Origin of the sequence: Amycolatopsis sp. YIM 10 (genome assembly GCF_009429145.1) — a bacterium.
In the GTDB taxonomy this organism is placed as follows: Bacteria; Actinomycetota; Actinomycetes; order Mycobacteriales; family Pseudonocardiaceae; genus Amycolatopsis.
On sequence record NZ_CP045480.1, the window covers coordinates 3,122,131 to 3,145,855 of the forward strand.

Annotated in this window: 24 protein-coding genes, 4 tRNA genes and 1 pseudogene; 16 read left to right on the forward strand and 13 right to left on the reverse strand. The window is 69.2% G+C overall.

Annotation, left to right across the window (positions count from 1 at the left end):
• Window positions 1-20 precede the first annotated feature (20 nt).
• The 3 genes from YIM_RS15295 to YIM_RS15305 all read right to left on the reverse strand — a co-directional run bounded on the left by YIM_RS15295 (window position 21) and on the right by YIM_RS15305 (window position 1,243).
• A complete protein-coding gene (locus tag YIM_RS15295) occupies window positions 21-668 on the reverse strand; it encodes a hypothetical protein (protein ID WP_153031000.1) in 648 nt (215 codons plus the stop codon).
• Window positions 665-1,009, reverse strand: coding sequence for a PadR family transcriptional regulator (locus YIM_RS15300; protein WP_153031001.1), 345 nt, complete (start codon window positions 1,007-1,009; stop codon window positions 665-667). The genes YIM_RS15295 and YIM_RS15300 overlap by 4 nt, the downstream gene beginning before the upstream one ends.
• Before the next feature lie 162 nt (window positions 1,010-1,171).
• Window positions 1,172-1,243, reverse strand: a tRNA-Val gene (locus YIM_RS15305).
• Between the two features lie 426 nt (window positions 1,244-1,669).
• Between YIM_RS15305 and YIM_RS15310 the strand changes: the two genes are divergently transcribed.
• From YIM_RS15310 to YIM_RS15325, 4 genes are all read left to right on the forward strand, one after another.
• Window positions 1,670-2,095, forward strand: coding sequence for an SsgA family sporulation/cell division regulator (locus YIM_RS15310; RefSeq protein ID WP_153031002.1), 426 nt, complete (start codon window positions 1,670-1,672; stop codon window positions 2,093-2,095).
• Window positions 2,096-2,214: 119 nt separating this feature from the next.
• Window positions 2,215-2,287: transfer RNA gene (locus tag YIM_RS15315), tRNA-Gly, on the forward strand.
• 25 nt (window positions 2,288-2,312) lie between these two features.
• Window positions 2,313-2,383: transfer RNA gene (locus YIM_RS15320), tRNA-Cys, on the forward strand.
• Window position 2,384: 1 nt separating this feature from the next.
• Window positions 2,385-2,459: transfer RNA gene (locus YIM_RS15325), tRNA-Val, on the forward strand.
• A 32-nt stretch (window positions 2,460-2,491) separates the two neighbouring features.
• On the opposite strand, the gene YIM_RS49125 is transcribed toward YIM_RS15325, so the two are convergent.
• The 5 genes from YIM_RS49125 to YIM_RS15350 all read right to left on the reverse strand — a co-directional run bounded on the left by YIM_RS49125 (window position 2,492) and on the right by YIM_RS15350 (window position 6,233).
• Window positions 2,492-2,998 (reverse strand): hypothetical protein, encoded by a 507-nt coding sequence (locus YIM_RS49125; protein ID WP_228004741.1) that lies wholly within the window; start codon window positions 2,996-2,998, stop codon window positions 2,492-2,494.
• Window positions 2,956-4,137, reverse strand: coding sequence for a hypothetical protein (locus YIM_RS49130; protein ID WP_228004742.1), 1,182 nt, complete (start codon window positions 4,135-4,137; stop codon window positions 2,956-2,958). The genes YIM_RS49125 and YIM_RS49130 overlap by 43 nt, the downstream gene beginning before the upstream one ends.
• A 119-nt stretch (window positions 4,138-4,256) precedes the next feature.
• Window positions 4,257-5,372 carry a site-specific DNA-methyltransferase gene (locus YIM_RS15340; protein ID WP_194240162.1) on the reverse strand — a complete coding sequence of 372 codons (1,116 nt, stop codon included), beginning with the start codon at window positions 5,370-5,372 and terminating at the stop codon, window positions 4,257-4,259.
• Window positions 5,373-5,398: 26 nt separating this feature from the next.
• Entirely contained in the window at window positions 5,399-5,647 is a 249-nt protein-coding gene (locus tag YIM_RS15345) for a hypothetical protein (RefSeq protein ID WP_228004743.1), read from the reverse strand.
• 190 nt (window positions 5,648-5,837) lie between these two features.
• A complete protein-coding gene (locus tag YIM_RS15350) occupies window positions 5,838-6,233 on the reverse strand; it encodes a hypothetical protein (protein WP_228004744.1) in 396 nt (131 codons plus the stop codon).
• Between the two features lie 219 nt (window positions 6,234-6,452).
• On the opposite strand from YIM_RS15350, the gene YIM_RS15355 reads away from it, so the two are divergent.
• Window positions 6,453-7,097, forward strand: coding sequence for a class I SAM-dependent methyltransferase (locus tag YIM_RS15355; RefSeq protein ID WP_153031003.1), 645 nt, complete (start codon window positions 6,453-6,455; stop codon window positions 7,095-7,097).
• On the opposite strand, the gene YIM_RS15360 is transcribed toward YIM_RS15355, so the two are convergent.
• Complete coding sequence (locus YIM_RS15360) at window positions 7,094-7,813, reverse strand: hypothetical protein (protein ID WP_153031004.1); 720 nt, start codon at window positions 7,811-7,813, stop codon at window positions 7,094-7,096. The genes YIM_RS15355 and YIM_RS15360 overlap by 4 nt on opposite strands.
• 94 nt (window positions 7,814-7,907) lie before the next feature.
• Here YIM_RS15360 and YIM_RS48590 point away from each other — a divergent pair, with 94 nt between their 5' ends.
• A complete protein-coding gene (locus tag YIM_RS48590; protein ID WP_194240399.1) occupies window positions 7,908-8,744 on the forward strand; it encodes a hypothetical protein in 837 nt (278 codons plus the stop codon).
• Window positions 8,717-8,866: pseudogene (locus YIM_RS15365) on the forward strand (aldo/keto reductase); the annotation flags it as partial. The gene YIM_RS48590 and the pseudogene YIM_RS15365, both read left to right, overlap by 28 nt.
• Here the strand turns inward: YIM_RS15365 and YIM_RS15370 are convergent.
• Window positions 8,866-9,486: a TetR/AcrR family transcriptional regulator gene (locus tag YIM_RS15370; RefSeq protein ID WP_228004745.1), complete on the reverse strand. Its 621-nt coding sequence runs from the start codon at window positions 9,484-9,486 to the stop codon at window positions 8,866-8,868. The pseudogene YIM_RS15365 and the gene YIM_RS15370 overlap by 1 nt on opposite strands.
• Window positions 9,487-9,922: 436 nt before the next feature.
• On the opposite strand from YIM_RS15370, the gene YIM_RS15380 reads away from it, so the two are divergent.
• The 4 genes from YIM_RS15380 to YIM_RS15395 all read left to right on the forward strand — a co-directional run bounded on the left by YIM_RS15380 (window position 9,923) and on the right by YIM_RS15395 (window position 13,269).
• Window positions 9,923-10,060 (forward strand): hypothetical protein, encoded by a 138-nt coding sequence (locus YIM_RS15380; RefSeq protein WP_153031005.1) that lies wholly within the window; start codon window positions 9,923-9,925, stop codon window positions 10,058-10,060.
• A 206-nt stretch (window positions 10,061-10,266) separates the two neighbouring features.
• On the forward strand, window positions 10,267-11,172 hold the full coding sequence (locus YIM_RS15385; protein WP_153031006.1) for an NADP-dependent oxidoreductase: 906 nt from the start codon (window positions 10,267-10,269) through the stop codon (window positions 11,170-11,172).
• Window positions 11,173-11,223: 51 nt separating this feature from the next.
• The gene (locus YIM_RS15390; protein WP_153031007.1) at window positions 11,224-11,946 is read left to right on the forward strand and encodes an alpha/beta fold hydrolase; all 723 of its coding nucleotides are present in this window, start codon (window positions 11,224-11,226) and stop codon (window positions 11,944-11,946) included.
• 168 nt (window positions 11,947-12,114) lie between these two features.
• Window positions 12,115-13,269, forward strand: coding sequence for a Gfo/Idh/MocA family protein (locus tag YIM_RS15395; RefSeq protein WP_153031008.1), 1,155 nt, complete (start codon window positions 12,115-12,117; stop codon window positions 13,267-13,269).
• A gap of 89 nt (window positions 13,270-13,358) precedes the next feature.
• Here YIM_RS15395 and YIM_RS15400 read toward each other — a convergent pair whose 3' ends face one another.
• Together YIM_RS15400 and YIM_RS15405 are read right to left on the reverse strand one after the other, a co-directional pair.
• Window positions 13,359-13,775 (reverse strand): hypothetical protein, encoded by a 417-nt coding sequence (locus tag YIM_RS15400; RefSeq protein ID WP_153031009.1) that lies wholly within the window; start codon window positions 13,773-13,775, stop codon window positions 13,359-13,361.
• A gap of 18 nt (window positions 13,776-13,793) precedes the next feature.
• Complete coding sequence (locus YIM_RS15405) at window positions 13,794-14,477, reverse strand: hypothetical protein (protein WP_153031010.1); 684 nt, start codon at window positions 14,475-14,477, stop codon at window positions 13,794-13,796.
• A 165-nt stretch (window positions 14,478-14,642) separates the two neighbouring features.
• On the opposite strand from YIM_RS15405, the gene YIM_RS15410 reads away from it, so the two are divergent.
• Window positions 14,643-15,443: an NADP-dependent oxidoreductase gene (locus YIM_RS15410; RefSeq protein ID WP_228004746.1), complete on the forward strand. Its 801-nt coding sequence runs from the start codon at window positions 14,643-14,645 to the stop codon at window positions 15,441-15,443.
• 416 nt (window positions 15,444-15,859) lie between these two features.
• On the opposite strand, the gene YIM_RS15415 is transcribed toward YIM_RS15410, so the two are convergent.
• On the reverse strand, window positions 15,860-16,240 hold the full coding sequence (locus tag YIM_RS15415; protein ID WP_153031011.1) for a helix-turn-helix domain-containing protein: 381 nt from the start codon (window positions 16,238-16,240) through the stop codon (window positions 15,860-15,862).
• A gap of 119 nt (window positions 16,241-16,359) precedes the next feature.
• Between YIM_RS15415 and YIM_RS15420 the strand changes: the two genes are divergently transcribed.
• From YIM_RS15420 to YIM_RS15435, 4 genes are all read left to right on the forward strand, one after another.
• Window positions 16,360-18,564 (forward strand): LLM class flavin-dependent oxidoreductase, encoded by a 2,205-nt coding sequence (locus tag YIM_RS15420; protein ID WP_153031012.1) that lies wholly within the window; start codon window positions 16,360-16,362, stop codon window positions 18,562-18,564.
• Window positions 18,561-19,460, forward strand: a complete 900-nt coding sequence (locus tag YIM_RS15425; protein ID WP_153031013.1) for an LLM class flavin-dependent oxidoreductase — start codon at window positions 18,561-18,563, stop codon at window positions 19,458-19,460. The genes YIM_RS15420 and YIM_RS15425 overlap by 4 nt, the downstream gene beginning before the upstream one ends.
• Entirely contained in the window at window positions 19,457-22,186 is a 2,730-nt protein-coding gene (locus YIM_RS15430) for an AAA family ATPase (protein WP_228004747.1), read from the forward strand. Before YIM_RS15425 ends, YIM_RS15430 begins: the two co-directional genes overlap by 4 nt.
• A 97-nt stretch (window positions 22,187-22,283) precedes the next feature.
• A complete protein-coding gene (locus tag YIM_RS15435) occupies window positions 22,284-23,723 on the forward strand; it encodes an aldehyde dehydrogenase family protein (RefSeq protein ID WP_153031014.1) in 1,440 nt (479 codons plus the stop codon).
• The last annotated feature ends 2 nt before the right edge of the window (window positions 23,724-23,725 follow it).

A 23,725-nucleotide genomic window follows, 5' to 3' on the forward strand; every position in this document is an offset into this window, starting at 1 on the left:
GGGCTTTCCGGCGGCGCCGGTCAACGGAGAACGGGCGGCTGCTTCGGTTCTGCCCGCCGGAACAGCCATGCCGACCCGAGGAACAGGGCCGCGAAGAAGCCGTTGAGCCCGACCAGTTCGACGATCGAGGTGGCCGGGGACTCGTGTTTCCCGGCGAGGAGCGCGATCGCGGTGACCAGTGCCTGCGCTGCCGCCGTGGCGACCAGCGCGCGAGCCATGCCCGCTGGACGGAAGCGCGCGACGAACGCACCGGCGACGCCGACCGCGAGCACGCCGAAGTACATCAGGTCGGCGCGGTCGCCCTCGACGCCGATGACGCCGACCGCGCCCATGCCCCACAGCAGGATCAACGCGGCCGCGAGTGCGACACCGACAGCCGATCGATAGGCGTTCTTCTGCTTCTTCATCGCTTCCTCCACGGTGGGGAACCGGTCCTGGAGGTGTTGTCCCCGCCAGGAAAGGTCCGCGGGCAGGCCGCGGATCATCCGCGACAGCAGGCCGAGCGCGATCCGCGTGCCGCCGGTGCGGGCGGCGCGTTCGTACGCGAGGTGGTCGTGCAGATCGGCGTCGAGCTCGGCGATCCGGCGTTCGGCGACCGGTGCGGGGAGGCCGCGGGTGTAGAACCGCGCCCAACGGCGTACCAGCGCGGCCGTGCGGTCGGGGTTCATGCGGGCTCCGGGGCGATGCGCGTGACCGGCTGGGCGGCCCGCTCGGCGGCGGCCCGGGTGGCCACCTGGACACCCCGCCCGGTCAGCTCGTACAGCCGGCGGCGCGGTCGGCCCTCGGCGGCCGCAGCGTCCTCCCATTCGGAGGTCAGCAGGCCGAATTCCTCCAGGCGGCCCAGGGCTTTGTAGAGCGTCCCGTGGCTCGTCAGCGAGGACGAGCCACGTTGTTCCCGCATGGTCTGGGCCAGCGCGAACCCGTGGAAGGTGTGCTGTTTCGAACGTAGGGCCGCCTCGAGGATCTCGGTCTCGAGCGGCAGCAGGCTCCCCGGCTTCCGGCGTGGCATGCCTCAACTATAGGAAGATATCTTCCGATAAGTCAACGACAGTCGGGAGTGGACATGACGCGGGACACATTCGGGGGCCAGGCGCGTGATCCTGGTCGCGAAAAGCAAAACGGCCCGTCGACAAACTGTGTCGACAGGCCGTTGACTCGCTACTGTGGGCGGTGGGCGATACTGGGATCGAACCAGTGACCTCTTCGGTGTGAACGAAGCGCTCTCCCGCTGAGCTAATCGCCCCGCTTGCGGTGTGTGAACACATTAGCGCACCCCCGCGGGGGGCTCGCACACCGGGGTCCCGTTAGCCGGAATCCCGCCCGGCCAAACGGGTGGTTCCGGCTCACCACGTTCCGCTCATCGCCCGACACGGAGCGAACAACAACGTGGTAGCGATGGTCTTGCGCGGCTGTCGGCGCCTAGGTGACTTCCGACATTCGCGCGACAGCGCTATCGCGCCGGGATCAAACCGAGCAGTATGGACCCGTGGGAGATCAGCCAGGGCGCGTGCGACGGCCCGGAGGCCAGGGGTGATGATGGAGCGAGCGGCCGCCGCGATGACCCCGTACGGGTGATCTTCGGCAAAACCGCGAGCGACACGGCGCCCAGGTGCGTCTCAACGTCGCGACTCGGTCAACCTGGACCGGGAGAGGAGTGAAGGGTAGGACGATGCGAAACGATCACGTGACGCTCCGCTCGACCGCGGTCTTCGACCTGCTGGCCCCGCGGACGCCCGCAGTCCCCGTCAAGGTGGAGCTGCGCTATGACACTCGCGACCCGTACGCGGTCGTCGCCGCGTTCCGGACCGGCCGCGCCGGTTGGGTCGAGTGGGTGTACGCACGTGACCTGCTCGCCGATGGCCTGCTCGCCGACGCCGGCGACGGGGACGTCCGGATCCGCCCTTCGGTGGAGGACCCCGAGTCCGTGCTGATCGAGCTGAACTCGCCGTCGGGGCACGCCATGTTCGAAGCCTCGGCCCAGGAACTCGCCGACTTCCTCGACCGGACCTACGACGTGGTGCTGCCCGGCAACGAGCACCTGTGGGTGGACGTCGACGACGCGCTGACCCACCTGATTCCCCACGACCTGAGCTGATCGCCCTGTTCACGGCCTTGGGTCAGGTTGTGGCCACCCCCCTGCAACCGGGGTCCGGGGCATCGGCTAGAGTTCTTCACACACCGCGAGCGAGGGAAACCCCGAGCGAGTGGGAAAATGCGGACGTAGCGCAGCTGGTAGCGCATCACCTTGCCAAGGTGAGGGTCGCGGGTTCGAGTCCCGTCGTCCGCTCGGAAGGCCTACTCGGGCCTGACACGGTGGAGTGGCCGAGAGGCGAGGCAACGGCCTGCAAAGCCGTGTACACGGGTTCGAATCCCGTCTCCACCTCGCGCGATTAGCTCAGCGGGAGAGCGCTTCCCTGACACGGAAGAGGTCACTGGTTCAATCCCAGTATCGCGCACCATTTGTTTTCGCAGGTCAAGGCCCTGTTCCTCCTCATGAGGGACGGGGCTTTACTTGTGCAATGGAGACGGTCCGCGGGGCCGATTCCAGCTCTCCCACCGGCCTTGTCTGCCTTAAGTGGGGGAACCACTCGCCGAGCTTGGTCCGCTCGGTCGGCCGGAGGGCGTTGAGCGAGTTCAGCCAGCGTCGTTCGAGTGCTTGGATGACTGCCCGTTCCATTTCCGGGGTGATGTGGTCGTAGACACGGGCGATGCCCTTCATCTTCTGCCCCAGCCTTGCTCGTCGGGCGACTTCGGGGATGTTGTCTTCGATGAGCCAGGTGGCGTGGCTGTGACGTCCCTCATGGAAGGTGAACTCCGGCAAGATCGCCGGGGCGACTTGCCGATCGCCATCGGTTCCATCCCAGACCGGCCGCCAGTGCCGGTTCCGGAAGTTGGACCGCCGCCACGGTTTGCCCTCGGGCGTGCACAGCACGAACGGGTAGGGGTGGCTGTCCATCAATTCCTCGTAGAACACCGCGATACTCGGCGGCAGATCCACCCATCGGGTCCCGGCTGGTGTCTTGGTCCGGCCCTTCTTCCCCTTGCCACGCCGACGTCCCGGCCGCGCCGGGAGGGATGTGACGTCGCTCCACCGGATTGCGCGGCGAGGCTGCCGCCCTTGAACACTTTCCCGCTCACCTCCTTAAGCGGCGCACAGATCCGGATCCGGCGGCGTTCTGGGTCGTACTCGTGGCGCTGCTGCCCGACCAGCTCACCCCAACGGGCGCCGGTGTAGCCGTCCAGCAGGCAGAGGGTGAACCCGCCGAGGCCGAGCCCGCGCTCGTAAAGCCGCATCGCCGCCCGCAGGATCTGCACCGGGCTGGCGACGAGCCGTTCCTCCTCGTAGTCGCCGGAGCCGACCCGTACGCCTCGACAAGGGTTGCCGGGGATGATCTTCGCCCGGTCAGCGGCGACGCCCATGATGGTGGAGAACAGCGCGAAGTACGAGGCCACGGAGGATTCGGTGTAGTTCTCGTCCAGCTTGGACAGCCACTTCTCGATCTCGACGTAGTCGTGGTAGATCACGACCATCGGCCACCCCTTCCACTTCGGTAGCAGCTGGTTGTCCAGGTAGGATCGGTACTTCACCACGGTCGTTGGTTCCAGCCGTGGTTTCACCGCGGCGAACCACTCCTCGGCGAAGACGTCGAACGGCTTCTCCCCCTCGCGCGGGTCCCTCCACACGCTGCGCCGGATCTGGTCTTCCTGCTCGTCACCCCAATCTTCTGCTGCCTCCTTCGTGGGAAACCCTGATTTGCTGCCCCAGGTGCCGTTGGGCAGTTTGAATCGGCACCTCCACAACGGCGGTTCCCTGACTATCAGCTCGCCGTAGGCCATTTCTTCTCCTTCCAGTTGTCGGGGATGCGCGGCGCGCATCGGGCGTGACGCACCATCTCGGCGACGTCCTCGCGGCTGAACCGGTAGTGCTTGCCGAACCTGCGGTGCGGGAAACACCCGGGCCGCCGCCTGATCCTTCAGCGTGCGCGGTGACAAGCCGAGTAGCTCACCGACCTGTTCCGCGGTGAGCAACGCGTCCGGATCCCGCTGCGCAGCCGCGGCCAGGGTGTGGACGGCTTCGGCGAGCTGCCGCACCGCGGCGGGCAGATCCGAAGCCTGGGTGCTGGTGGGATCGTCCACAGTTCCTCCTTCCTTGCCGTTTCCCTTGGCCGCGCCGACTTTGAGCGGGCCCGGAAGAGTAGTCGGAGAAGTGCTCGGCCCGGAGGCCCCCGATCGGGTGGGCCCGGCCGCTCCGTCGGTCACGCTGCCGACCTTCCGCTGGTGGAGCGCAGGCCGAGCCGCCGCAATCCGATGTCGTGGAATTCCGGATTCAGGTCGATCCCGACGTAGGAACGGCCGAGTTGCCGGGCGGCGATACCGGTGGTCGCGGCACCACTGAACGGGTCGAGCACGGTGCCGCCTTCGGGGCAGCCGGCGGTAATGCAGCGCAGCGGCAGATCGATCGGGAACGCGGCGAAGTGCGCTTCCCGGAGTGGCCGGGTGGTGATGGACCAGACGTCGCCGGGGTTCCTGCCCCGCGGGTTTCTCGCGGTGTGTCGGGTGCCGGTGGGCCGCATCGCCTGGCCATGGCGCTTGCCGGAGAAGGGCGCGGTGCGGGCGTACTTGCCGTCCACGTTGCCACCGACCCGGCGTGCGGGGGCGGGTGGGCGGGCGAGTGGTTCCCGGATCGGGTCGAGATTGAAGAAGTAGTGCTGCTGCTTGGTCAGCATGAACACCATTTCGTACCGGGTGGACACGCGGTCGCGTACCGGCTCGGGCATGGCGTTGGGTTTGTGCCAGATGATGGCGCTGCGCAGAATCCACCCGTCGTTTTGCAGCGCGAACGCCACGCGCCAGGGCATGCCGACGAGATTCTTGCGCGGGAGGGCCCGAGTTCGCCGCACCCCTGCGCGGCGAACGGATTCTCGCAGCGGCGCCGCCGCGGTGCGACCGGCCAGGGTGCTCGCTCGCATCCCGTCAGCCGTGCGGCCCGGGGGATCGGCGGCGTAGGAGTCGCCCAGGTTCAACCACACGGTGCCGGTGTCGACCAGGACTCGCGACAGCTCGTGGAACACGGCCCGCAGGCGGTCGACGTAGTCCTGCGGGGTGGATTCCAGACCGTGTTGCTGGTCGGCGCGCTGTGCCCCGCAACGGCGGCATCGAGCGGAGGGCCTAAGCCGGGCGTCGGCGAGGTGCGCGCAGGCCGGGGCACCACCGCTCCAGCGGGCGGTTCCGTAGTCGCGCAGGCCCCAGTAGGGAGGGCTGGTGACCACGCAGTCGACAGACTCGTCGGGTAGGTCGGCGAGGACGGTGGCGGCATCGCCGGTGAACAGCGTGATGTCCGGACCGTCGTAGTGAGCTTGGGGGCATAACACGAACTCCTAGATCTGAGCGGAGGCGATTACGCCGCGCGAGTTGTGCTCGCGGCAGATGGATCGAGCGAGCACACGAGCCGGTCGTGCCAGGCGAGAGCGAAGCGGAGGCAGTTGGACTCGCTGCGATGGCTGGCCGTGCAGCCCGGGACGTGCCGCCCGCGCAGGCTCCACGAGGTCGAGTCGCTGGAGACGAGGGCGTCGGCGTAGCGGGCGAGTCCGGTGATCTTGACGCCGAATCCGTGCAGGGACAGTCCCCGCGCGGCGAGTGCTCGCATGATCTGCTCGACTCGCCAGTGTGCTGGCGACGGTTGTCGCGGCAGTGGCCGTGTCCCGTTGTGAGCGTGTCACGTTGCGACCAGCCAGTGAAGCCCATCGGAGCCGTGTGCGTCCACGTTAGACGATCGGACTTGCGGTCGGTGGGTGGGTGATGTCGTGTCGCGGTACTCCTTTGGAACAGGTCTTCGTTCAGACGCATGGTCCGGTGATCCTCGACTTCCTGGCGGTGGGGAGGGTGCGGACGTTGTTCGGCGAGTCGGCGCGTTGTCGAAGCCGGAGGATCTCTTCGTGCTGCGCGGCGAGTTGTGACAACGCGCGCTCCTTGAACTCGGTGAGCTCGGTGATCCGTGCATCGCGTTCCCGGACGCGTTCACGGAGCTTGGCGTTCTCGTCTTTCAGCCTGGTGATCTGGAGTTCGCGCGGGTCTGAGGCGGTGCCCGCCTCGCGGAGATCGGCCAGCCGACGCTGAAACTCCTCGGCCAGGTGCTGATAGGGCCCTGGCCGCTGGTTGCCCTGCGGGTCGGTGCGTGCGTAGAAGCCCGTTCTGGCGACGCCGGCTCTCGTGCGAGAGTCTTGAGGTCGCAACCGCCGCGGGCTGGAAGCTGCCCCAGCAGTAGGCGGTCCATCGCAGCACGGATGCTGGCCTCGTTGCGGCGGCGCTGTTCGGTGGTCAGCGGCATGATGTGCTCTCCTGCATTGCGGTCTGCGGAAACGTGGCGGAGTTCTGGGCCAGTTGGCGGCCGATGATCGGTCTCTCTGCGTCGGCCGTCCACGAGGTCGTGATCATGGAATATCGTGCCGGTCATGACCACGGATGACTGGTTGGCCGACACCCGAACCTCTTATGACACGGTCGCGGTCAGCTATGCCGACCAAGTGCGCGGCGCCCTCGCCGGACACCAGTACCTGCGCGCGGCTCTGGCGTTGTTCGCCGACAGCGTGCGGATCGCTGGCGGCGGGCCGGTCGCGGACGTCGGCTGCGGCCCCGGTGAAGTCACCGCCCACCTGCATGAGCTCGGTGTCGACGCCTTCGGTGTCGACCTCTCCCCTGGGATGATCGACGTGGCCCGGCGCGACCACCCCGGCCTGCGGTTCGAGGTGGGCTCGATGACGGACCTGGACCTCCCCGTCGCTTCGGTGGCCGGCCTGCTCGCCTGGCAGTCGTTGATCCACATCCCTGACGACGAGGTGCCGACTGTGTTCGGGCACTTCCACCGAGCATTGCGTCCCGGCGGACCGCTGCAGCTCCTGTTTCACGTCGGCGACGAGTCGCGGTTGATGACGGAGGGCTATGGCGGTCACCCGATGAAGGTCCATGTCCACCGCCGTCAGCCTGACCAGGTGGCATCCTGGCTGCGCGATGCCGGATTCGTGGTCGAGGCTCAGATGCTGCTCGACCCGGATGCGAATGCTCAGCAAGCGATTCTTTTCGCACGCAGTAAGTCCTAACTTCTGCATATGTCGGGCTCGCCAGTCGGAACCGGAGGACATGCGGGTGTGCTCCCAGCGGTGCTGGTGGCCTCGTCGATGCTGTCGAGCACTCGTTGGACACGGTCGTGCTCGCGCCGAAGCCGGGTCTTCTCTCCCGTGGGGACTCTGGGGTTGCCGAGGAACGCTTGGAAGGTGGCCGCCTGCTCGGCCCAGATCGGTCGGTGGCAGGCGTGGTGGGTGGCCTGCGGGCAGCGGGCCGAGTCGCACAGTCCGATCAGCGGCCGTGTCGCCTCTGTGGTCCCGGCCAGTCGCAGGCAGAGCGCTTTGGACGGGTCGCGGAACCAGCAGTAGTTGGCCGGGCCGACGTGCAGGCTCGCGGCCTGCGCGCGCAGCAGGTTCTCGATGCGGCGGTCGGTGTCCAGCACCGACGGCTCGGCCGGTGTCCTGTCCCGCAGCGCGTCGTCGACGTGGGTGAACGTCGCGATGAGGTCGCGAGCCCCCGGTCCGCCAGGAAGCCGCCCGGCTTGGAACTGGCGGAAAGCGTCGATGGTCAGGCGGAGGTGGTGTTCTTCTTCCAGTTCCTGGACTTCGGCGTGGAAGAGGGCTTGTGATCCGCCGGGGCGGTTGGCGTAGCCCTCGGTGGTGGCGGTCGACACGTGCTTGAGGTGGATCTTCGCCGCGAGCAGTCCGCCGGGGCGTTGCGCGAGTGCCTGCGCCAGCGTGCGGCGCAGCATCCGCAGGTTGAGCGGGCCGACGGGGGATCGGCGTCAGGCCGAGTCGCTGTCCGGCCGGGCCGTTGATCCAGTTCCGCAGCCGCGGGTAGCTGGTGTGGAAGACCATCGCGCCGAACACGGGCTCGCCGATGTCGCCGCCGTGGAGACGTTCGGCGAGCGCGATCGCCTGGTCGACCTCGGCGACGACAACCCATTCGTCGTCCTCGCCGCCGAACTGTCGACCCTTGATGACCTTGCTGGCCAGGCGGAAGCGCTGGCCGCCGCCCGTGATCGTGAGGGGAGGCCGTCGGCAGCCGACCCGCAGTTCCAGCAGTTCGCTGGTCCGCATGCCGCTGGCCGCCGCGGTGAGGATCAGGCAGGCGGTGCGGACCGCGGTGACCAGGCCGCGGATCTTGTGGTAGGACACCGGAAGCGTCCAGGCGCGGGGCTCGCCGCCGTCCGCACCGGCCACTGGTGCCGCGTTGCGGCCCCAGGCATGCTCGACCCCCAGCACCCGGACGGCGTGTTCGAGGTGGGGCCGGATCTGCTCGACGTGGCGCAGCAGCAGCAGCTTGCCGTAGCCGAGCTGACGCCCCAGCGGGCTGAGGTTGACCGGCAGCACCGGGTCGGCCGGGCTCCAGCCGTCGGCCAGGCGCCGGTCAATCGCGGCCTGCGGCAGCCGCTGCAAGGCGTGACCCGCCTCGATCTGACCGGTGAGGAAGGCGGTGAGCCGGGCGATGCCGGTGTCGGTGAGCAGTCCCGGTGGCGCGCTGCCCCACTCGGGGGCCCGGCGGAACTCCTCGCGCAGCTCAACGAGGTGCGGCCCGATGGTGTCGACCAGGTAGAGGCAGGCCGCCAGCAGCGGTTGCAGGACGGGCAGCGGGACCGGCGGGGTCCTGTTCTCCCCGGCGCGCTGGTGCCCGGCGTCGGGCGCATGCCGTGCACCCCGTGACCGCTGTGCAGACCGAGTACTCGCTCTGGACGAGAGGCGTGGAAGAGGAGCTGCTGCCCACCCTCAAGGTGCTGGGTGCGGGACTCGTGCCGTACTCCCCGCTGGGCCACGGCTTTCTGTCTCAGTCGTGGGACCAGGACGCCGCGTTCATCGCCACATCAGCGACCCGGCGCAGTTCCGCCTCGCTCTTGCCCGTCGCCGCCTGAACGGCGATGCCGTACGCGACCGTCGTGATGTAGGCCGCCAGCGTGCGCGGATCCTCGGTCTCCGGCAGATCACCCTCGGACCGCGCACGCAGAAATCGGGACTCGAGGCGCGCAGCGCCATCTTGGCGCCAGTCGACGAGGACCTTCTGGGCAGTGAGCCCGTTTTCGCCGGCGGACAGCGCAGCCTGGACGCCAAGGCATCCGTGGGGTGCCTCGCGACTCGTGCTGGCAGCGGCCGCGCCGCGAAGAATGGACTCGGCGACTTCGCGTGCGGTCGGCTCGGACAGTGCACGGATTCCGTAGGAGGCTGGGCCTTCCGTGTACCGCTCGACCGCTCGGCGGAACAGCTCGTCCTTGCTCCCGAACGCCGCATACATGCTGCTGCGAGTGATGCCCATCGCCTCGGTCAGGTCCGTCAGGCTCGCCCCTTCGTACCCTTTGGCCCAGAACACTCTCATGGCTTGTTCGAGGGCGTAGTCGGGGTCGAACTCGCGGGGTCGCCCCAGCTTGGTCTGCGATACGGGCATGGCAGTCATTATGCCCCCTTACGGACCAGGCAGTCCAGATAACGCGAAGGGTCAGGCGGTCAAGCCGCCGTCGATGGTGAGCACAGCTCCGGTGATGAACGCCGCCGAGGTGCCCGCGACGAAAGCGACGGGGGACGCCCCGGTTCAGGATGCGGTCATCGTGGAGTAACTGGCCGCTTCCACCTGGAGCGCCGGGTTCGGGATGCTGACCGACCGCTTCGGCGTGACCTGGAGCTTCAGCGACACTGTATGACAGTCGTGCCTTGGCGGATATGCGGCAGATGCTGCTGGATGAGGCAGACCGGTCGGATGAGGCGGGCGAGGAGTTCGACGCCCTCCCGCCGGACGCAGACGAGGACGTCCGCGGCCGCCTGGCCGAGCGCTTCGCCCCGAGCTGGCGCCGGTGTTCCGCCAGTACCCGTGGCTCACGAATCCTTCTGGGCGTATGAGCGTGCCGCTCGACGCCGCACAGGCTGCTCTGGCCGAGGCGATGAGCACGCTGTACAACCCCTCGCAGCGCGATGTCATGACGCGGGCGATCGAGCTCGCGCGGGCCGAGGACGGCGCGAACACCCAGGCCTGACGCCCCGGGCCGTGACGCCTGCCCGCACGGTTGAGGGCTTGCGAATAAATCTCTGCCCGCGTACGTTACTTGTGTACTGATCAGTCCCGAATAAACAAACTGGACCTCTGGACGTGACCTCGCTACCGGGCCTCGGTGAGCGAGCACGCCGAAGCGCGCCGCAGCGGAAGTGCCGCCGGCTCGACATGAGAAAGAGAAGGATCATCATGAAAGCCGCCGTCATCACCTCGTTCGGCGAACCCTCCGTGTTGCGGGTTGCGGAGGCTCCGCGACCGGTGCCGGGTCCGGGTCAGGTACTGGCGCGGGTTCACGCCGCCGGGGTGAACCCGGCGGAGATCCAGGCACGCGCCGGATCGTTCCACCTGCGTGCTCCCGCCATCATCGGATTCGAGTTCGCCGGCGTCGTCGAGGCGGTCGGCCTGGGCATCGACGAGGGCGTGGTCGGCGACCGCGTCGCCGGGTGGCCGGACTCCGCCACCCAGGGCTCCTACGCCGAGTACACGGTCAGCAGCAACTTCGCGACGATCCCCGACGGCGTTTCCTTCGAGGAGGCCGCGGCCACCGTCATCGGCGCTGACAACGCGGCGAGGGCGCTCGGGCTTCTGAATCTTCGCCCGGGTGACACGCTCGTGGTCACCGGCGCGAGCGGTGCTCTGGGCGGCGCCGCCGTGCAGTTCGCGCGACAGCGCGGTGTGACGGTTGTCGGCGTCGCCGGGACTGCCAACGCCGATTTCGTCAGGAGTCTCGGTGCGATCCCTGTCGCTCACGGCCCGGGCCTGGTCGATCGCATCCGTGCCGCCGCTCCGGGCGGGGTCGATGCCACGCTCGACACCGCCGGCAAGGGACTCCTTCCCGCCCTCGTCGATCTTCTCGGCGGCCCGGACCGGATCGTGACGCTCGCCGACCGCGATGCCGCACGGTACGGTGTCGCATTCAGTCCGGGAGGCAGCGGGAATCGCGACCGCGGCCCTGTTCAGGAAGCCCTGGATCTGATCGCCGCCGGTGCATGGACCGCACGCATCGGCCGGAGCTTCCCGCTCGACGAGGCCGCGGACGCCCATCGCCTCGTCGCCACGGGCCACACCCACGGCAAAGTCATCCTTCTTCCCTGACGCGGCCGACCGGCCATTCTGCCACGACAACAATCAATTGGAGAATCAGAAATGCCTGCAGTCCTCGTCCATGGTGTACCTGATACCCACCGGCTTTGGGACACCGTCCGTTCCTATCTTCAACGCGAAGATATTGTGACGATCGATCTCCCCGGGTTTGGCGTACCCCTACCGGCGGGATTCACGTCGACGAAAGAAGAGTATCTCGATTGGCTTATTGAGAAGATCGAAGAAATCGGCGAACCCGTCGACCTGGTCGGTCATGATTGGGGGTCTCTGCTGACGGGCCGTCTCGCGTCTGTCCGGCCAGATCTGGTGCGGACGTGGACAGGAATCAGCGGGCCGATCGATCCGGAGTATCCGTGGCACTATCTTGCCAAGATCTGGCAAACGCCAGGCGAGGGCGAGCAATGGATGGCGGACCTCGACCTCGAGGAGTTTGCGGCAAGCCTCATCGAGGCGCAGATGCCGCGCGACGCGGCAAACGAATCGGTTCGGCATCTCGATGCCACTATGAGGGCAAGCATTCTCGCTCTGTACCGTTCGGCGATCGAGGTCGGGGCGGAGTGGAAGCCAGGTTTGAGCAACGTGACCGCACCGGCGCTGGTGATCTGGGGCCTGGACGATCCGTTTCTTCCGCACCGCTTCGCCGACGAGCTCGGTAATGCCGCACGCGCACGTGCCGTCTTCAAGCTGCGCAGCTCGCATTGGCCGATGATTGAGCGTCCGGCCGATGTCGCGCGCGAACTCGAGGCCCACTGGGCTCACAAGTAAAACCTGCGCTTGGGTCACTCGGGCTCAAACCCCGCGGCCGCTACGCGAACGGCAATAATTGCTTGCTCGCCATGGTGGGCCCGAGTGCCCGCGCAGTTGTCCGGAAACGAATCATCGTGACGCAGCCCGGAGAGCGTTGCCGGGGCTGCACAAGGCAGGAGCGTCCTAATGACGAATTCAGCAAATACCCGGATCGGCGTCGGCCTTATCGGGGCTAGTGCCGATCGGGGTTGGGGTGGAATTGCTCACGTCCCGGCGCTGCAGGCGCTCGACGCGTTCCAGATCCGCGCCGTCAGTACGACTCGTATGGAGAGCGCGAACGCGACCGCTCGTCGGCTGGGCGCCGATCTCGCCTTCGACACACATGAGGCTCTGGTCGTGCGACCGGAGGTCGACCTGGTGGTGGTTGCGGTCAAGGTGCCGGAGCACCAGCAGATTGTTTCCGACGCGCTGGCCGCGGGCAAGATGGTTTATTGCGAATGGCCGCTCGCAAGAAACCTGTCGGAGGCCGAAGCTCTGGAGGGGTTTGCCCGCGAGCGGCGGCTGCGGACGGTTGTCGGGCTGCAGGGCGGCCTGCACCCGCCGATCCTTTTCCTTCGCGACCTCATCGCGCAAGGCGTGATTGGCAAGCCGCTCAGCACGAGCATCCGAGCGCATTTGACCGACGACATGTGGGTCGGCCGATATGACCCGCCGGTCGAGTACATGGCTCAGGCAAAGCATGGCGCCACGCTTTTGAGCATCATGCTCGGCCACGGGCTCGAACCGCTTGCGCGCGTGCTCGGCACGTTCGAGAGTCTGTCCGCCGTCGTCGCCAATCAGCGCGGTGACGGCGTCCGCCTCTCCGATGGCGCGTCGCTGCCGAAGGACGCGCCGGATGAGATCGTCGTCGCCGGAGTTCTCGAAGGCGGGATCGTCACTTCGCTGCACTACAGTGCCGGGCAGTCTGCCGGCTCGGCGATGGTATGGGAGATCCAGGGCACCGAGGGCAGTGTGCGTGTGGACTCGGCGTCGGGCTACATCCATTTCACCGATTTCACCATCACGCTGCGCCGCGGCAGCGAGCCTGTCCAAGTGCTACAGGTCCCCCCCGCTTATGCGGCTCCCGACCTGCAACTCGACGCACCCGCAGCGGGGGTCGCCCGCCTCTACGCCCAGTTCGCCGCCGACCTCCGCGACGGAACCGCCGATGCGCCGGATTTCGCGGTCGCACTCGATCGCCACCGGGTACTCGAGGCGATCACACGGGCCGCTGAAACAGGTCATCGGCAGCTTTCGGTTGGCGAGCGCTACTGGGGCAGGCCCAGTAGCGGGGTCCTTTAGTAACGGGGACAGAATCGACGAGTGGCGCTACTCGACGACCGTCCGGTCTTGCCCTGGCGGGACGCTCTGCTGATCGAGGAGCGGGCCTTCTACCAAGCACGCTCGGTGATCACGACGGTGTAACTGTCGTCATCGGCCGGACCCTGCTCTGACGTATCAGCGGCCGACGTGGCCTGGGTTCGTCCAGGGTTCTTCTGGGCTTCGAGGAAGGTCTCGAGCCGATCTGACATGGCGCCGAGGTCGAGATCCGCCAGCCGATCGAGGCTGGCTCGCAAAGCTTCTGCGTACGCGGGCACTTCACCAGCGCCCCGCAGCGAGATGTTTCCGGCACCCAGTTCCTGCCCGACTTCCATGAGGACCGGGTTCTCGTTGTGCTGCAGCTGCTGGAAGACAAGGTGGCGCCATCGGTTCTCGTCGGTGAGGTCCGCACCGATCGTGGTCGTCTCGAGCTGGGCGAGAAGACCACGGTAGCGGGTCGCGGCCGGCTCGGACGCGTCATCGGTCATCGTTCGTCCGTTCCGTGGTCATCGGGGCAGGGACCTGGGCCCGCTCGGGTCCAGGCGGGGCATGTTGTCGGGCACGAGCACGATACCGAGCCCGCTCATCCCCGCCTCGAGCGCTTGCATGTATTCGTATCCCAGATCGACGGCTTTGGAAGCCGTGTAAATGATTTCGACGATCTTGACGAGTTCATACATCAGTGTTGCTTCGGCGATGACCACTGCGGCGGGAGCGCCCACGACGGTGGCTGCGGACGCGCCGGCCGCCTCAAGCCCGGCCATGAACGCGAGCCCGGCATCGATAAGGTCGCACATCAGCGCACCGAGCAGTTCGCCGACTTCATGGGCTCCGTCCGCGGCACGGACGTAGTGATCGGCCAGTTCCTGAAAGGGCGCCTGCGCGGACTTCAACGACTTCGCGAGTTCGTACAGGTACGTTTGCGCGCTGTCTGCCGCGTTTCCTTTCCAGAACTCGTCGAGTTGCTGCGCGGACCATTGGACGTTCACCGCCATGTCGCCGACGGCGAGGCCGATGTTGGTGTACACATCGGCGCAGGCACGAAGTCCTGCCCAGTCACCACTCACCACCTTGATGATCCCCTCGAAGGGATCGAAGGGCCTGTCCATCAACCCGATCTGCGTGGCCAGGACAGTGATGCCCCACACGACATCCCGATAGAGCCCGGTCGGGCTGATCGCGTCCAGCAACTGTGGCGTGTAGGGCCTGGTGCCACCGTGACAACGGTCCGGGGCAACGGGACGACCATTCCGTCCTTCCGTGCCGGAATTTTGGCGCGGGGGCGGGAGTTGTCCGGGAATATGGCAACAGCAGTGGTCGCCACCGGATCCGGTGGACCGGAGAATCTGTCCGTAGTGGTCCGTGAGGTTCCTTCGCCTGGCGCCGGCGAGGTGACCATCGAGGTGCGGGCCGCCGGGGTGATCAGCGCCGTCGGCGAAGGTGCGACCGGACCGGCGGGACCGCTGGCCGTGGGGGACGAAGTCGTCGCCCATTCGGTGCGGGGTGGGTACGCCACCGAGGTGACGGTCGCGGCGGGGGTGGTGGTGCCCAAACCGGCCGGAGTGTCCTGGGAAGTCGCCGCCGGCCTGCTCGCCGCGGGAGGCACGGCGGTCCACGCGCTGGCGCTGCTGAACGTGCGGGAAGGCGACACGCTTGTTGTCCACGGCGCTTCCGGCATGGTCGGCTTCACCGCCGTGCAACTGGCCGTCGCGGCCGGGGTCAAGGTCATCGGCACGGCGAGCGAAAGCCGTCACGAGCTGCTGCGCCGGCACAACGCGGTGCCCGTCGACTACGGCGACGGGTTGCTCGACCGGCTGCGGACGGCCGCACCGTCCGGGGTGGACCGTGTGCTCGACGCCGCGGGCACGGACGAGGCCATCGAGGCATCGCTGCAGCTGGTCGCCGCTCCCGCGCACATCGTTTCAGCGGTGGCGCTCGGCCAGGCGGGTACCGGGATCCGGTTGATCGGGGGCGGGCCCGGAGCCGACCCCGGTACCGAGATCCGGGCCGAGGCGTGGCGGACCTTGCTGCCACTCGCGGCGCAGGGCCGGCTGGAAGTTCCGATCAGCCGGACGTACCCCCTGTCCGAGGCCGCTGCCGCGCACGAGTTGGTAGCAAGCGGTCATCCCAGGGGGAAGGTCGTGCTTGTCACCTGAGCTGCTCGTGTCCTGAGCGGGGACTCGCACGGGAATCAGGCTCGGGGCGACAGCGGCGTCCTCACAGCTCGCGACATGCCGAGGCGGCGCCCGGCCGGAAGGGTGGTGCAGGATCGTGGGAATGCCGGGTGTGCGGCGCCGTCGTAACGGGCGAACATCGCCTGCATCACATCCGCGTCGTCGCCGTAGATGACGGGATCTCTACCGGATCGCGGAACAGCTGCCGACCATTTCAGACCGCGAGTTCACCGGCGCAGCGCTGCCGATGCGGGGTCGGCTTCGCTGTCACGCCCGTGCTCCGGAACGTCGCGAATTTCTGACGTTCACGGATGATCCCTGGCGCGATATCGGTGCCGGACCGCTCCGCGACCCTGCACCAGACGGTAATCCACGTCAAACGGCGAAGCGTTCCGGCTCTACTCGTTTTTGACGCTCCACTCGATGAGCGGGTGCAGGACACGCATCAGGCTCGCGCCTCGCTCGGTGGGCCGGTACGTGATCTGGACCGGAGTGGTCGGCACCACGACCCGCTCGATCAGGTCGTGGCTCTCGAGTTCGCGGAGGCGCTGGGAGAGCAGCTGGTTCGAGATCCCGGTGACGCGTGCCCGGTAGTCGACGAACCGGCGGGCGCCCCGCATCGCCGCCATGAGCACGGCGGCGGTCCATTTCCTGCCCACGATCTCGACCGAGCGCTGGAAGCTGCGGCACACGTCGTCGTCGATGTGCTCGTAGTCGACCTCCGCGCGGCTCTGGCCAGGGACGGCGGCGGATTCGTCGGTGGATCGCGAGGTGGTCACTCGGTCATCATAGCTGACCGAGTTGTTTTAGCTGACCTGGTAATGTCCCGTTTGTCGCCCGTGGTCGTCTTCGGGCAGCCTGGTCGCATGAACGCACGCACCGCCCGTCCCGGCGCGCTGTGAACTACGGGCACCGGCTGAGGTTCGGGCTGCGCCTGGACACCGGCGCCGATCGCGAACCCGATCACCTGATCAAGAGGGCGGCCCTGGCCGAGCGGTGGGGACTGGACCTGCTCGTCGTTCCGGCGGGAACCGCCGGCGCCGATCTCGAGCCGGGGACCGTGTCGTCGTGGATCGCGGCGTCGACGGGCTCGCTCGGACTGGTGGTGGAGTCGCCGCCGCCCGCGCATCCGGCGATGCTCGCCAGGGCCGTCGCGAGTCTGGACCATCTCACCGATGGCCGGGTCGAACTGGCTCTCCACGCGGATTCCGAGGAAGCACTCGGCGACACGATCGCCGTCATCCATGAGCTGTGGAACGTCCTCGACCGCGGCCTCGGCCGGTTCACGGGCCGCTTCCACCGGCTCGCCGGCGCGCAGAAGGCCGCACCCGCGCACGACGTGCCGATCGCCGTGCACGGCGATCGGCAGGTGCTGCGGCTGGTGGGACGACAGGCCGACGAGTGGTCGACGGCCGGCGACGTCGCCGAGCTGGCGGCGGGCAACCGCCTGGTCGACGAGGCCGCGCGAGAAGCAGGTCGCGACCCGCGCGAGATCCGCAGGCGGGTCACGATTCGAGGTGGCTTCGGCGAGCGTGCGGAGAGGTTCACCGGAACCGCCGAGGACTGGGTGAGCGACCTGTTGCCTCTCGTGCTCGACCACGGGGTGGGCACGGTCGTGCTCGACAGCGATACCGAGGACGTCGCGGCGCGGTTCGCGAACGACGTCGCCCCCGCGCTGCGGGCCGCCGTTGACGCGGCGCTGCCCTGCGGTTGGTCGAGCGCACGGATTCGCCGTGCGGCGGCGCTCGCCAGGCGTCGTCAGGGGATCGACTACGAGGGTGTTCCGGCGGGGGTGGCCGAGGTCGTCGAGCCGGGGGACCTGGCCTACGCGCGGCTGCGCTCCGGTTACCTGCGCGGGGGTGCGCCGGGGATCGTCCTGCGGGCCGCGACGAACGAGCAGGTGGTGCGGGCGCTGGCCTACGCCCGTCGGCATCCCGGCGTTCCCCTGTCGCGCCGCAGCGCGGGGCACGGGGTCTCGGGACGCTCCACGAACGACGGCGGGATCGTCATCGATGTGTCGCTGATGAACGCGATCGAGGTCCTCGACGAGGAGACGCGCCGGGTGCGCATCGGTCCGGGCGCGCGCTGGGGCGAGGTGGCGGCGGCGCTGGAACCCTACGGCTGGGCGTTGAGTTCGGGCGACTACGGCGGCGTCGGGGTCGGCGGCCTGGCCACCGCGGGCGGCATCGGTTATCTCGCGCGCGAGCACGGCCTGACGATCGACCACCTGCGGGCCGTGGAGATGGTGCTCGCGGACGGCTCCGTCGTGCGGGCCGGCGACGCGGAGAACGCGGACCTGTTCTGGGCGGTGCGGGGCGCGGGCGCGAACTTCGGGATCGTCACCGCGTTCGAGTTCGAGGTCGACGAGGTCGGCCCGGTCGCCTTCGCCCAGCTCACCCAGGACGCGAGTGACGTCGAGCGGTATCTCGTCGAGTGGGGCCGGGTGGTCGAGCAGTCGCCGCGGGACCTCACCAGCTTCGTGATCCTGCCGCCGCCGCGGGGCGGGCGACCGGCGGTGGCGCTGAGCCACACCATGGTCCATTCCGCCGACCGCGAGACCGTGCTCGCCCGGCTGGAACCGCTGGCCGCGATCTCCCCGATGTACGCCCAGGACGTCACCATCTCGTCCTACGCGGCTGTGCTGGACAACGCGAGTGACGACGCGCCGGTGTCCCGTGGTGAGCCGGTTTCGCGCAGCGGCCTGCTCCGGCACGTAACCCCGGAGTTCGCCGCGGCCGCCGCCCGGGTGCTCCACAGCGGCGCGATCGGCTGGTTCCAGCTCCGCGCGGTCGGCGGGGCCGTCGCCGACGTTGCCGCGGACGCCACCGCCTACGCCCACCGCGACGCGAACTTCTCGCTCGTGGTGATGGGCGGTGACGACGACGTGGTCGACGCGGCCTGGGAGCTGCTGCGTCCCTTCCTCGACGGCCTCTACCTCAGCTTCGAGTCCGGTCTCCGGCCCGAACGCCTCGCCGAGGCGTGGCCACCGGCGACTCTCTCGCGGCTGCGTGAGCTCAAGTCCCAGTACGACCCGGAGGGAGTGTTCGACGACAACTTCGCGATCACTCCCGCCACGAACGATCCCGGAGGAAGCGAGAAATGACCGACTACGGCCACGACCTGTGGTTCGGCAGCTTCGTCACGCCCGCCGCCCGCCCGCCTCAGGCGCCGGTCGAGCTGGCACTGGCCTCGGAGCGGGCCGGGCTCGATCTCGTCAGCTTCCAGGACCACCCGTACCAGTCGGCGTTCCAGGACACCTGGACGCTGATGTCGTACGTCGCGGCGCGCACCGAGCGGATCCGGATCAGCGGCAACGTGCTGAGCCTTCCGCTTCGCTCGCCCGCCGTGCTGGCCCGCGCCGCCGCGAGCCTGGACCGGCTCACCGGCGGGCGGGTCGAACTGGGCCTCGGCGCGGGTGCGTTCTGGGACGGCATCGCCGCGATGGGCGGCCGCAGGCTCACTCCGGGCCAGGCCGTGCAGGCCTTGGAGGAGGCGGTCGCCGTGATCCGTGGGCTGTGGGCCACCGACGAGGCGGGTCCGCTCAAGGTCGACGGCGAGTTCTACACCGTGACCGGCGCCAAGCGCGGGCCCGCGCCGGCCCACCGGATCCCGATCCACCTCGGTGCCTACAAGCCGCGCATGCTCCGGCTGACCGGCCGGATCGCCGACGGCTGGCTGCCGTCACTCGGTTATCTGCCCGAGGGACCCGCATCGCTCGACGCGATGAACGAGCAGATCGACGAGGCCGCCTCGGCCGTGGGCCGCGAACCCGCGGCGGTCCGCCGCCTGCTCAACCTGAGCGGCCGATTCACCACCGGCGGTGGTGGCCTGTTGCAGGGAACGACTGCCGACTGGGCCGAGCAGCTCGCCGACCTCGCACTGCGGTACGGCGTGTCCGGGTTCATCCTCGCCTCGGACGAGCCCGCCGAACTCGATCTCTTCGGACACGAGGTCGCGCCGCGAGCCCGCGAGCTCGTCCGGTCCGAACGCACGGCGTGACGCTGTCAGACCTGGGAGCGGCCATCTGTGCGGGGCAGGGGGAGCTGGTCGGCCGCCGCGACGAGACCGCGGTTCTCGGCGAAATGCTCGGCCGGGCCCGCGAAGGGACCGGTGGCGCGCTCGTCCTGTGGGGTGAGCCGGGGATCGGCAAGTCCGCTCTGCTCCGCCACGTCCACGACCAGGCCGCCGACTTCCACCGGCTGAGCTACCTGGCCACCCGGGCCGAGTCGGACCTGGCCTTCGCGGGACTGCACGGGCTGCTGCGATCGGTGACCGATCACGTCGAGTCGCTGACACCGGCCCAGGCCACGGCGTTGCACGCCGCGCTCGGGGCGAGCGGTGAGCCGGCCGACCGGCTGCTCGTCGGGTCCGCGGTGCTGTCACTGCTCGGCGAACTCGCCGAGGACCGGCCCGTTCTTGTCACCGTGGACGACGGGCAGTGGCTCGACCCGGCCACCGGGCGGTGCCTGGGCATCGTCGCTCGCCGCGTACGCGCGCATCCAGTGGTGATCGTGCTCGCCGATCACAGCGGCCCGGCGACCCGGCCGTGGGAGGGCGTACCCGACGTGCGAGTCGAAGGTCTCAGCGACGAGAGCGCGCGGCAACTCCTGACGGCCGTGGTCCCGCGTGCCGGCGAGACGGCGGTGCGGGACCTGGTCGGCAAGGCGGGTGGAAATCCACTGGCACTGCATGAACTGGCCGGGCTCGGGGATGCCGCCGAGCAACCCCACGGGACTGGACCGCGCCTGCAGCGGGCCTTCCGAGCCGGGATCGAGGCCCTCAGTCCGCCGGCACAGCTGCTCACCGTGCTCGCGGCGGCCGAGGACCACGGCGACCGGCTCACGGTGCAGCGGGCCGGGTGCGCGGCGGGCGCCGACGACGCCGCCTGGGACGAAGCGACCGGCGCCGGCCTGCTCCAGGTGGCGGGCAACCGCGTCGGGTTCCGGCACCCCATCGTGCGCAGGGCCGTCTACGAGGGCTGTGGCGGTGCGGCGAGGCGACGGGCTCACCGTGCTCTGGCCGCCACGCTGCCAGACGAGGCGGAGGAACGCGCCTGGCATCTCGCCGCCGTGGCGCACGACCACAACGAGGACGTCGCGAGGCTGCTCGAACGGACGGCGGTCCGTTCCCGGCTCCGCGGAGCCGGCACGACCGCGGCACGGGCGTTGCGGCGGGCCGCCGAGCTCTCGGCCGCGCCGCTCGACGCGTCGCAGCGACTCGCCGAGGCGGCCAGAGCGTCGTGGGATTCCGGGTGGGCGACCACGGCAGAGCGCCTGCTCGACGACGCGGAACGGCTGGCGCCGGGCCCGCACATCGCTGGGCGCAGCCAGGGTTTGCGGGGAGTCCTCGAGTTCGCCAGGGGTGTGCCGGAGCTGGCGCACCACTACCTGACCACCGACCTGGCCGGGGTCTCGGACCCACGGACCGCGGTGGAGCTGGGCACGATGGCCGTGCACGCGGCCTGGTCCGCCGGACGTGCCGACCTGCAGGCCGGCACGCTCGAACTGCTGCGCGAGCTCGACATCGATGGCCCGCCGGACTGGTGGACCGACGACGGATCCGCCGGCCCGGCGACTGGTTCGTCCGATGTGGACGAATCCGATGTGGACGAACTGGTGGCGGGGACCCGGACGACCACGCCGCACCTGCTTCCGCCGACACCGCTGGGAATCGCCTGGGGAATCGACAAGCCGATGGAAGACGCGCTGCGCCACCGGTTGCCGCAGCTGCGGCGCCGCCGTGAACGCGCCCGACTCGCCGTCGTGCTGGCCCGCACCGCGATGCTCGACACCGCCGCCGGTCGCTGGGCGGCGGCGGAGTGCTCGGCCACGGAAGGACTTCGGCTGGCCGAGGAGGTCGGCGCCGACCATGTCGCCTCGCACTGCCGCACCAGCCTGGGGTGGCTCGCCGCCGCGCGTGGTGACGAGTGCACGGTCGCCGAGGTCACCGACCGCATGCTGGAGACGTCGCTGCCGAGGGGAGTCCGCGCGCTGAGCGCGGCCGCCTACTGGAGCCGCGGCATCGCGGCTCTGTTCCAGGAACGTCCCGAGGACGCGCTGGACGACTTGCTCCGCCTGGCGGAGCCGGGCCACGGCGCGCAGCACCCGACCTTCGCGCTGCTGGCCGCCTTCGACACCGCCGAGGCCGCCGTGCACGTCGGCCGAGGCGACATCGCGGAGGACCGGGCACGGGTACTCGACGCCTGGGCGCGACGTACTGGTGCGCCGTGGGCTCGCTGCGCCGCGCACGTCGCCCGAGCACTGCTGGGAGGGCCTCGCGTCGAATATGCCTTCCAGGCAGCTCTCGCCGTGCCGGATGGCCGAGCACACCCGCTGCTCCACGCCCGCGCTCAGCTGTTGTACGGCGAGTGGCTGCGGCGAGGCCGTCGGCGGACCGCCGCGCGCGTCCACCTCGACGGTGCCGCCGAGGTGTTCGACCGGCTCGGGGCCGAGCCGCTGCGCAGACGCGCGCAGCGCGAGCGGGACCTCACCGGCCCGCCGGGGCACCGGGGGACCGCGGACGCCATGGCGGCGAACCGGCTGACCGCGCAGGAACACCGGGTCGCGCGCCTCGCCGCCGAGCAGCTGACGAATCGCGAGATCGCCGTACAGCTGCGCATCAGCCACCGCACGGTGGGCCACCACCTCCGCAACGTGTTCGCCAAGCTCGGGATCAGCACACGCGCGGAGCTGAACCACACCGGCACCCGCGCCGAGCCGAGCTGAGCGGACAGGCACGACTGATTGCGTGCCCGATTCGAATCCGAGCCCCGGTTTGTAACGTCGCTGTCGCCGCTCCGCGGCGAACGAAGAGAGGTCACACATGCCCCTAACCGACACGCTTTCCCATGCGCGCCACTACATCGACGGACGGTGGCACGACTCCGGCTCGCGCGGCGAGTCGCGCAATCCCGCGACGACCGACCTGCTCGGCAGCTACGCCGACGGCGGCGCGGAGGAAGCCAGGACCGCCATCGTCGCGGCTCGCCGGGCCTTCGGCACCACCGACTGGTCGCGCGACCGGCACCGGCGGGCGGCGGCGCTGCACGAGCTGGCCGACCGGCTCGAAGCCCGCCAGGAAGAACTGATCACCCTGCTCGCCCGGGAGAACGGAAAGATCCTCTCCGAGGCAGCTCTCGAAGTCGGCGCCGCGATCCCCAAACTCCGCTACAACGCGGCGCTCGCTCTCACCGACCACGGCCGCGCCGCGGAAGCGCGACCCGGCATGTACTCGATGACCCTGCGCGAGGCCGCGGGCGTCGCCGGCGTGATCGTCCCGTGGAACTCGCCGGTCATTCTCTCGGTGCGGTCGTTCGCTCCCGCGCTGGCCGCCGGCTGCACCGTGGTGATGAAGATGCCGGCGCAGACCGGCCTGGTGAACGGGCTGCTCAGCGAGATCATCGCCGACGCTCCGAGCCTGTATCCAGGCGTGTTCAACGTCTTCACCGAAAGCGGAAACGCCGGGGCGCCGGAACTCGTCTCGTCCTCCGACGTCGACGTGGTCAGTTACACCGGCTCCACCGCGGTCGGCCGCGTGATCATGGGACAGGCCGCTCCGACGCTCAAGGCGTTGTCCATGGAACTGGGCGGAAAGACCCCGATGCTCGTGTTCGACGACGCCGACCTGGACGTGGCCGTGCCGGTGCTCGCCAAGGCCATCACCACCTTCGCGGGCCAGTTCTGCATGGCGGGCAGCAGGGTGCTGGTCCAGCGCGGGGTGGCCGACGAGCTGCGCCGGCGTCTCGTCGCGGCGCTGGAGGCGGTACGGGTCGGCCCGGGTGACGACCCCGCCAGCGACATGGGTCCCATGATCGACGAGAGCAACGCGCGGCGCGTCGAACAGACCGTGGCGGACGCCGGCGACTACGCCACCGTGCTCGTGCGCGGCAAGCGGGATCACGCGCTGCTCGGCCCGTCGCTGATCGAGGTCGCCGACGTGTCCGCGCCGATCGTGCGGCGCGAGGTCTTCGGGCCGGTCGCCACCTTCGAGATCTTCGACTCCGAAGCCGATGCCGTGGCGCGTGCCAACGCCACCGAGTTCGGTCTGGCCGCGAGCATCTGGACCCGCGATGTCGACCGCCCGCTGCGGGTCGGCCGCGAACTACAGGCGGGAACGGTGTGGACCAACATCTGGGCGCTCACCCACGACCAGTTCGAGGAGGGCGGCTTCAAACAGTCGGGAATCGGCCGCCTGAACGGAATCCGCGGGCTCGAGGAGTTCCAGGAGACCAAGCACCTCGTCCACGTGGCACCGCGGGACTGACG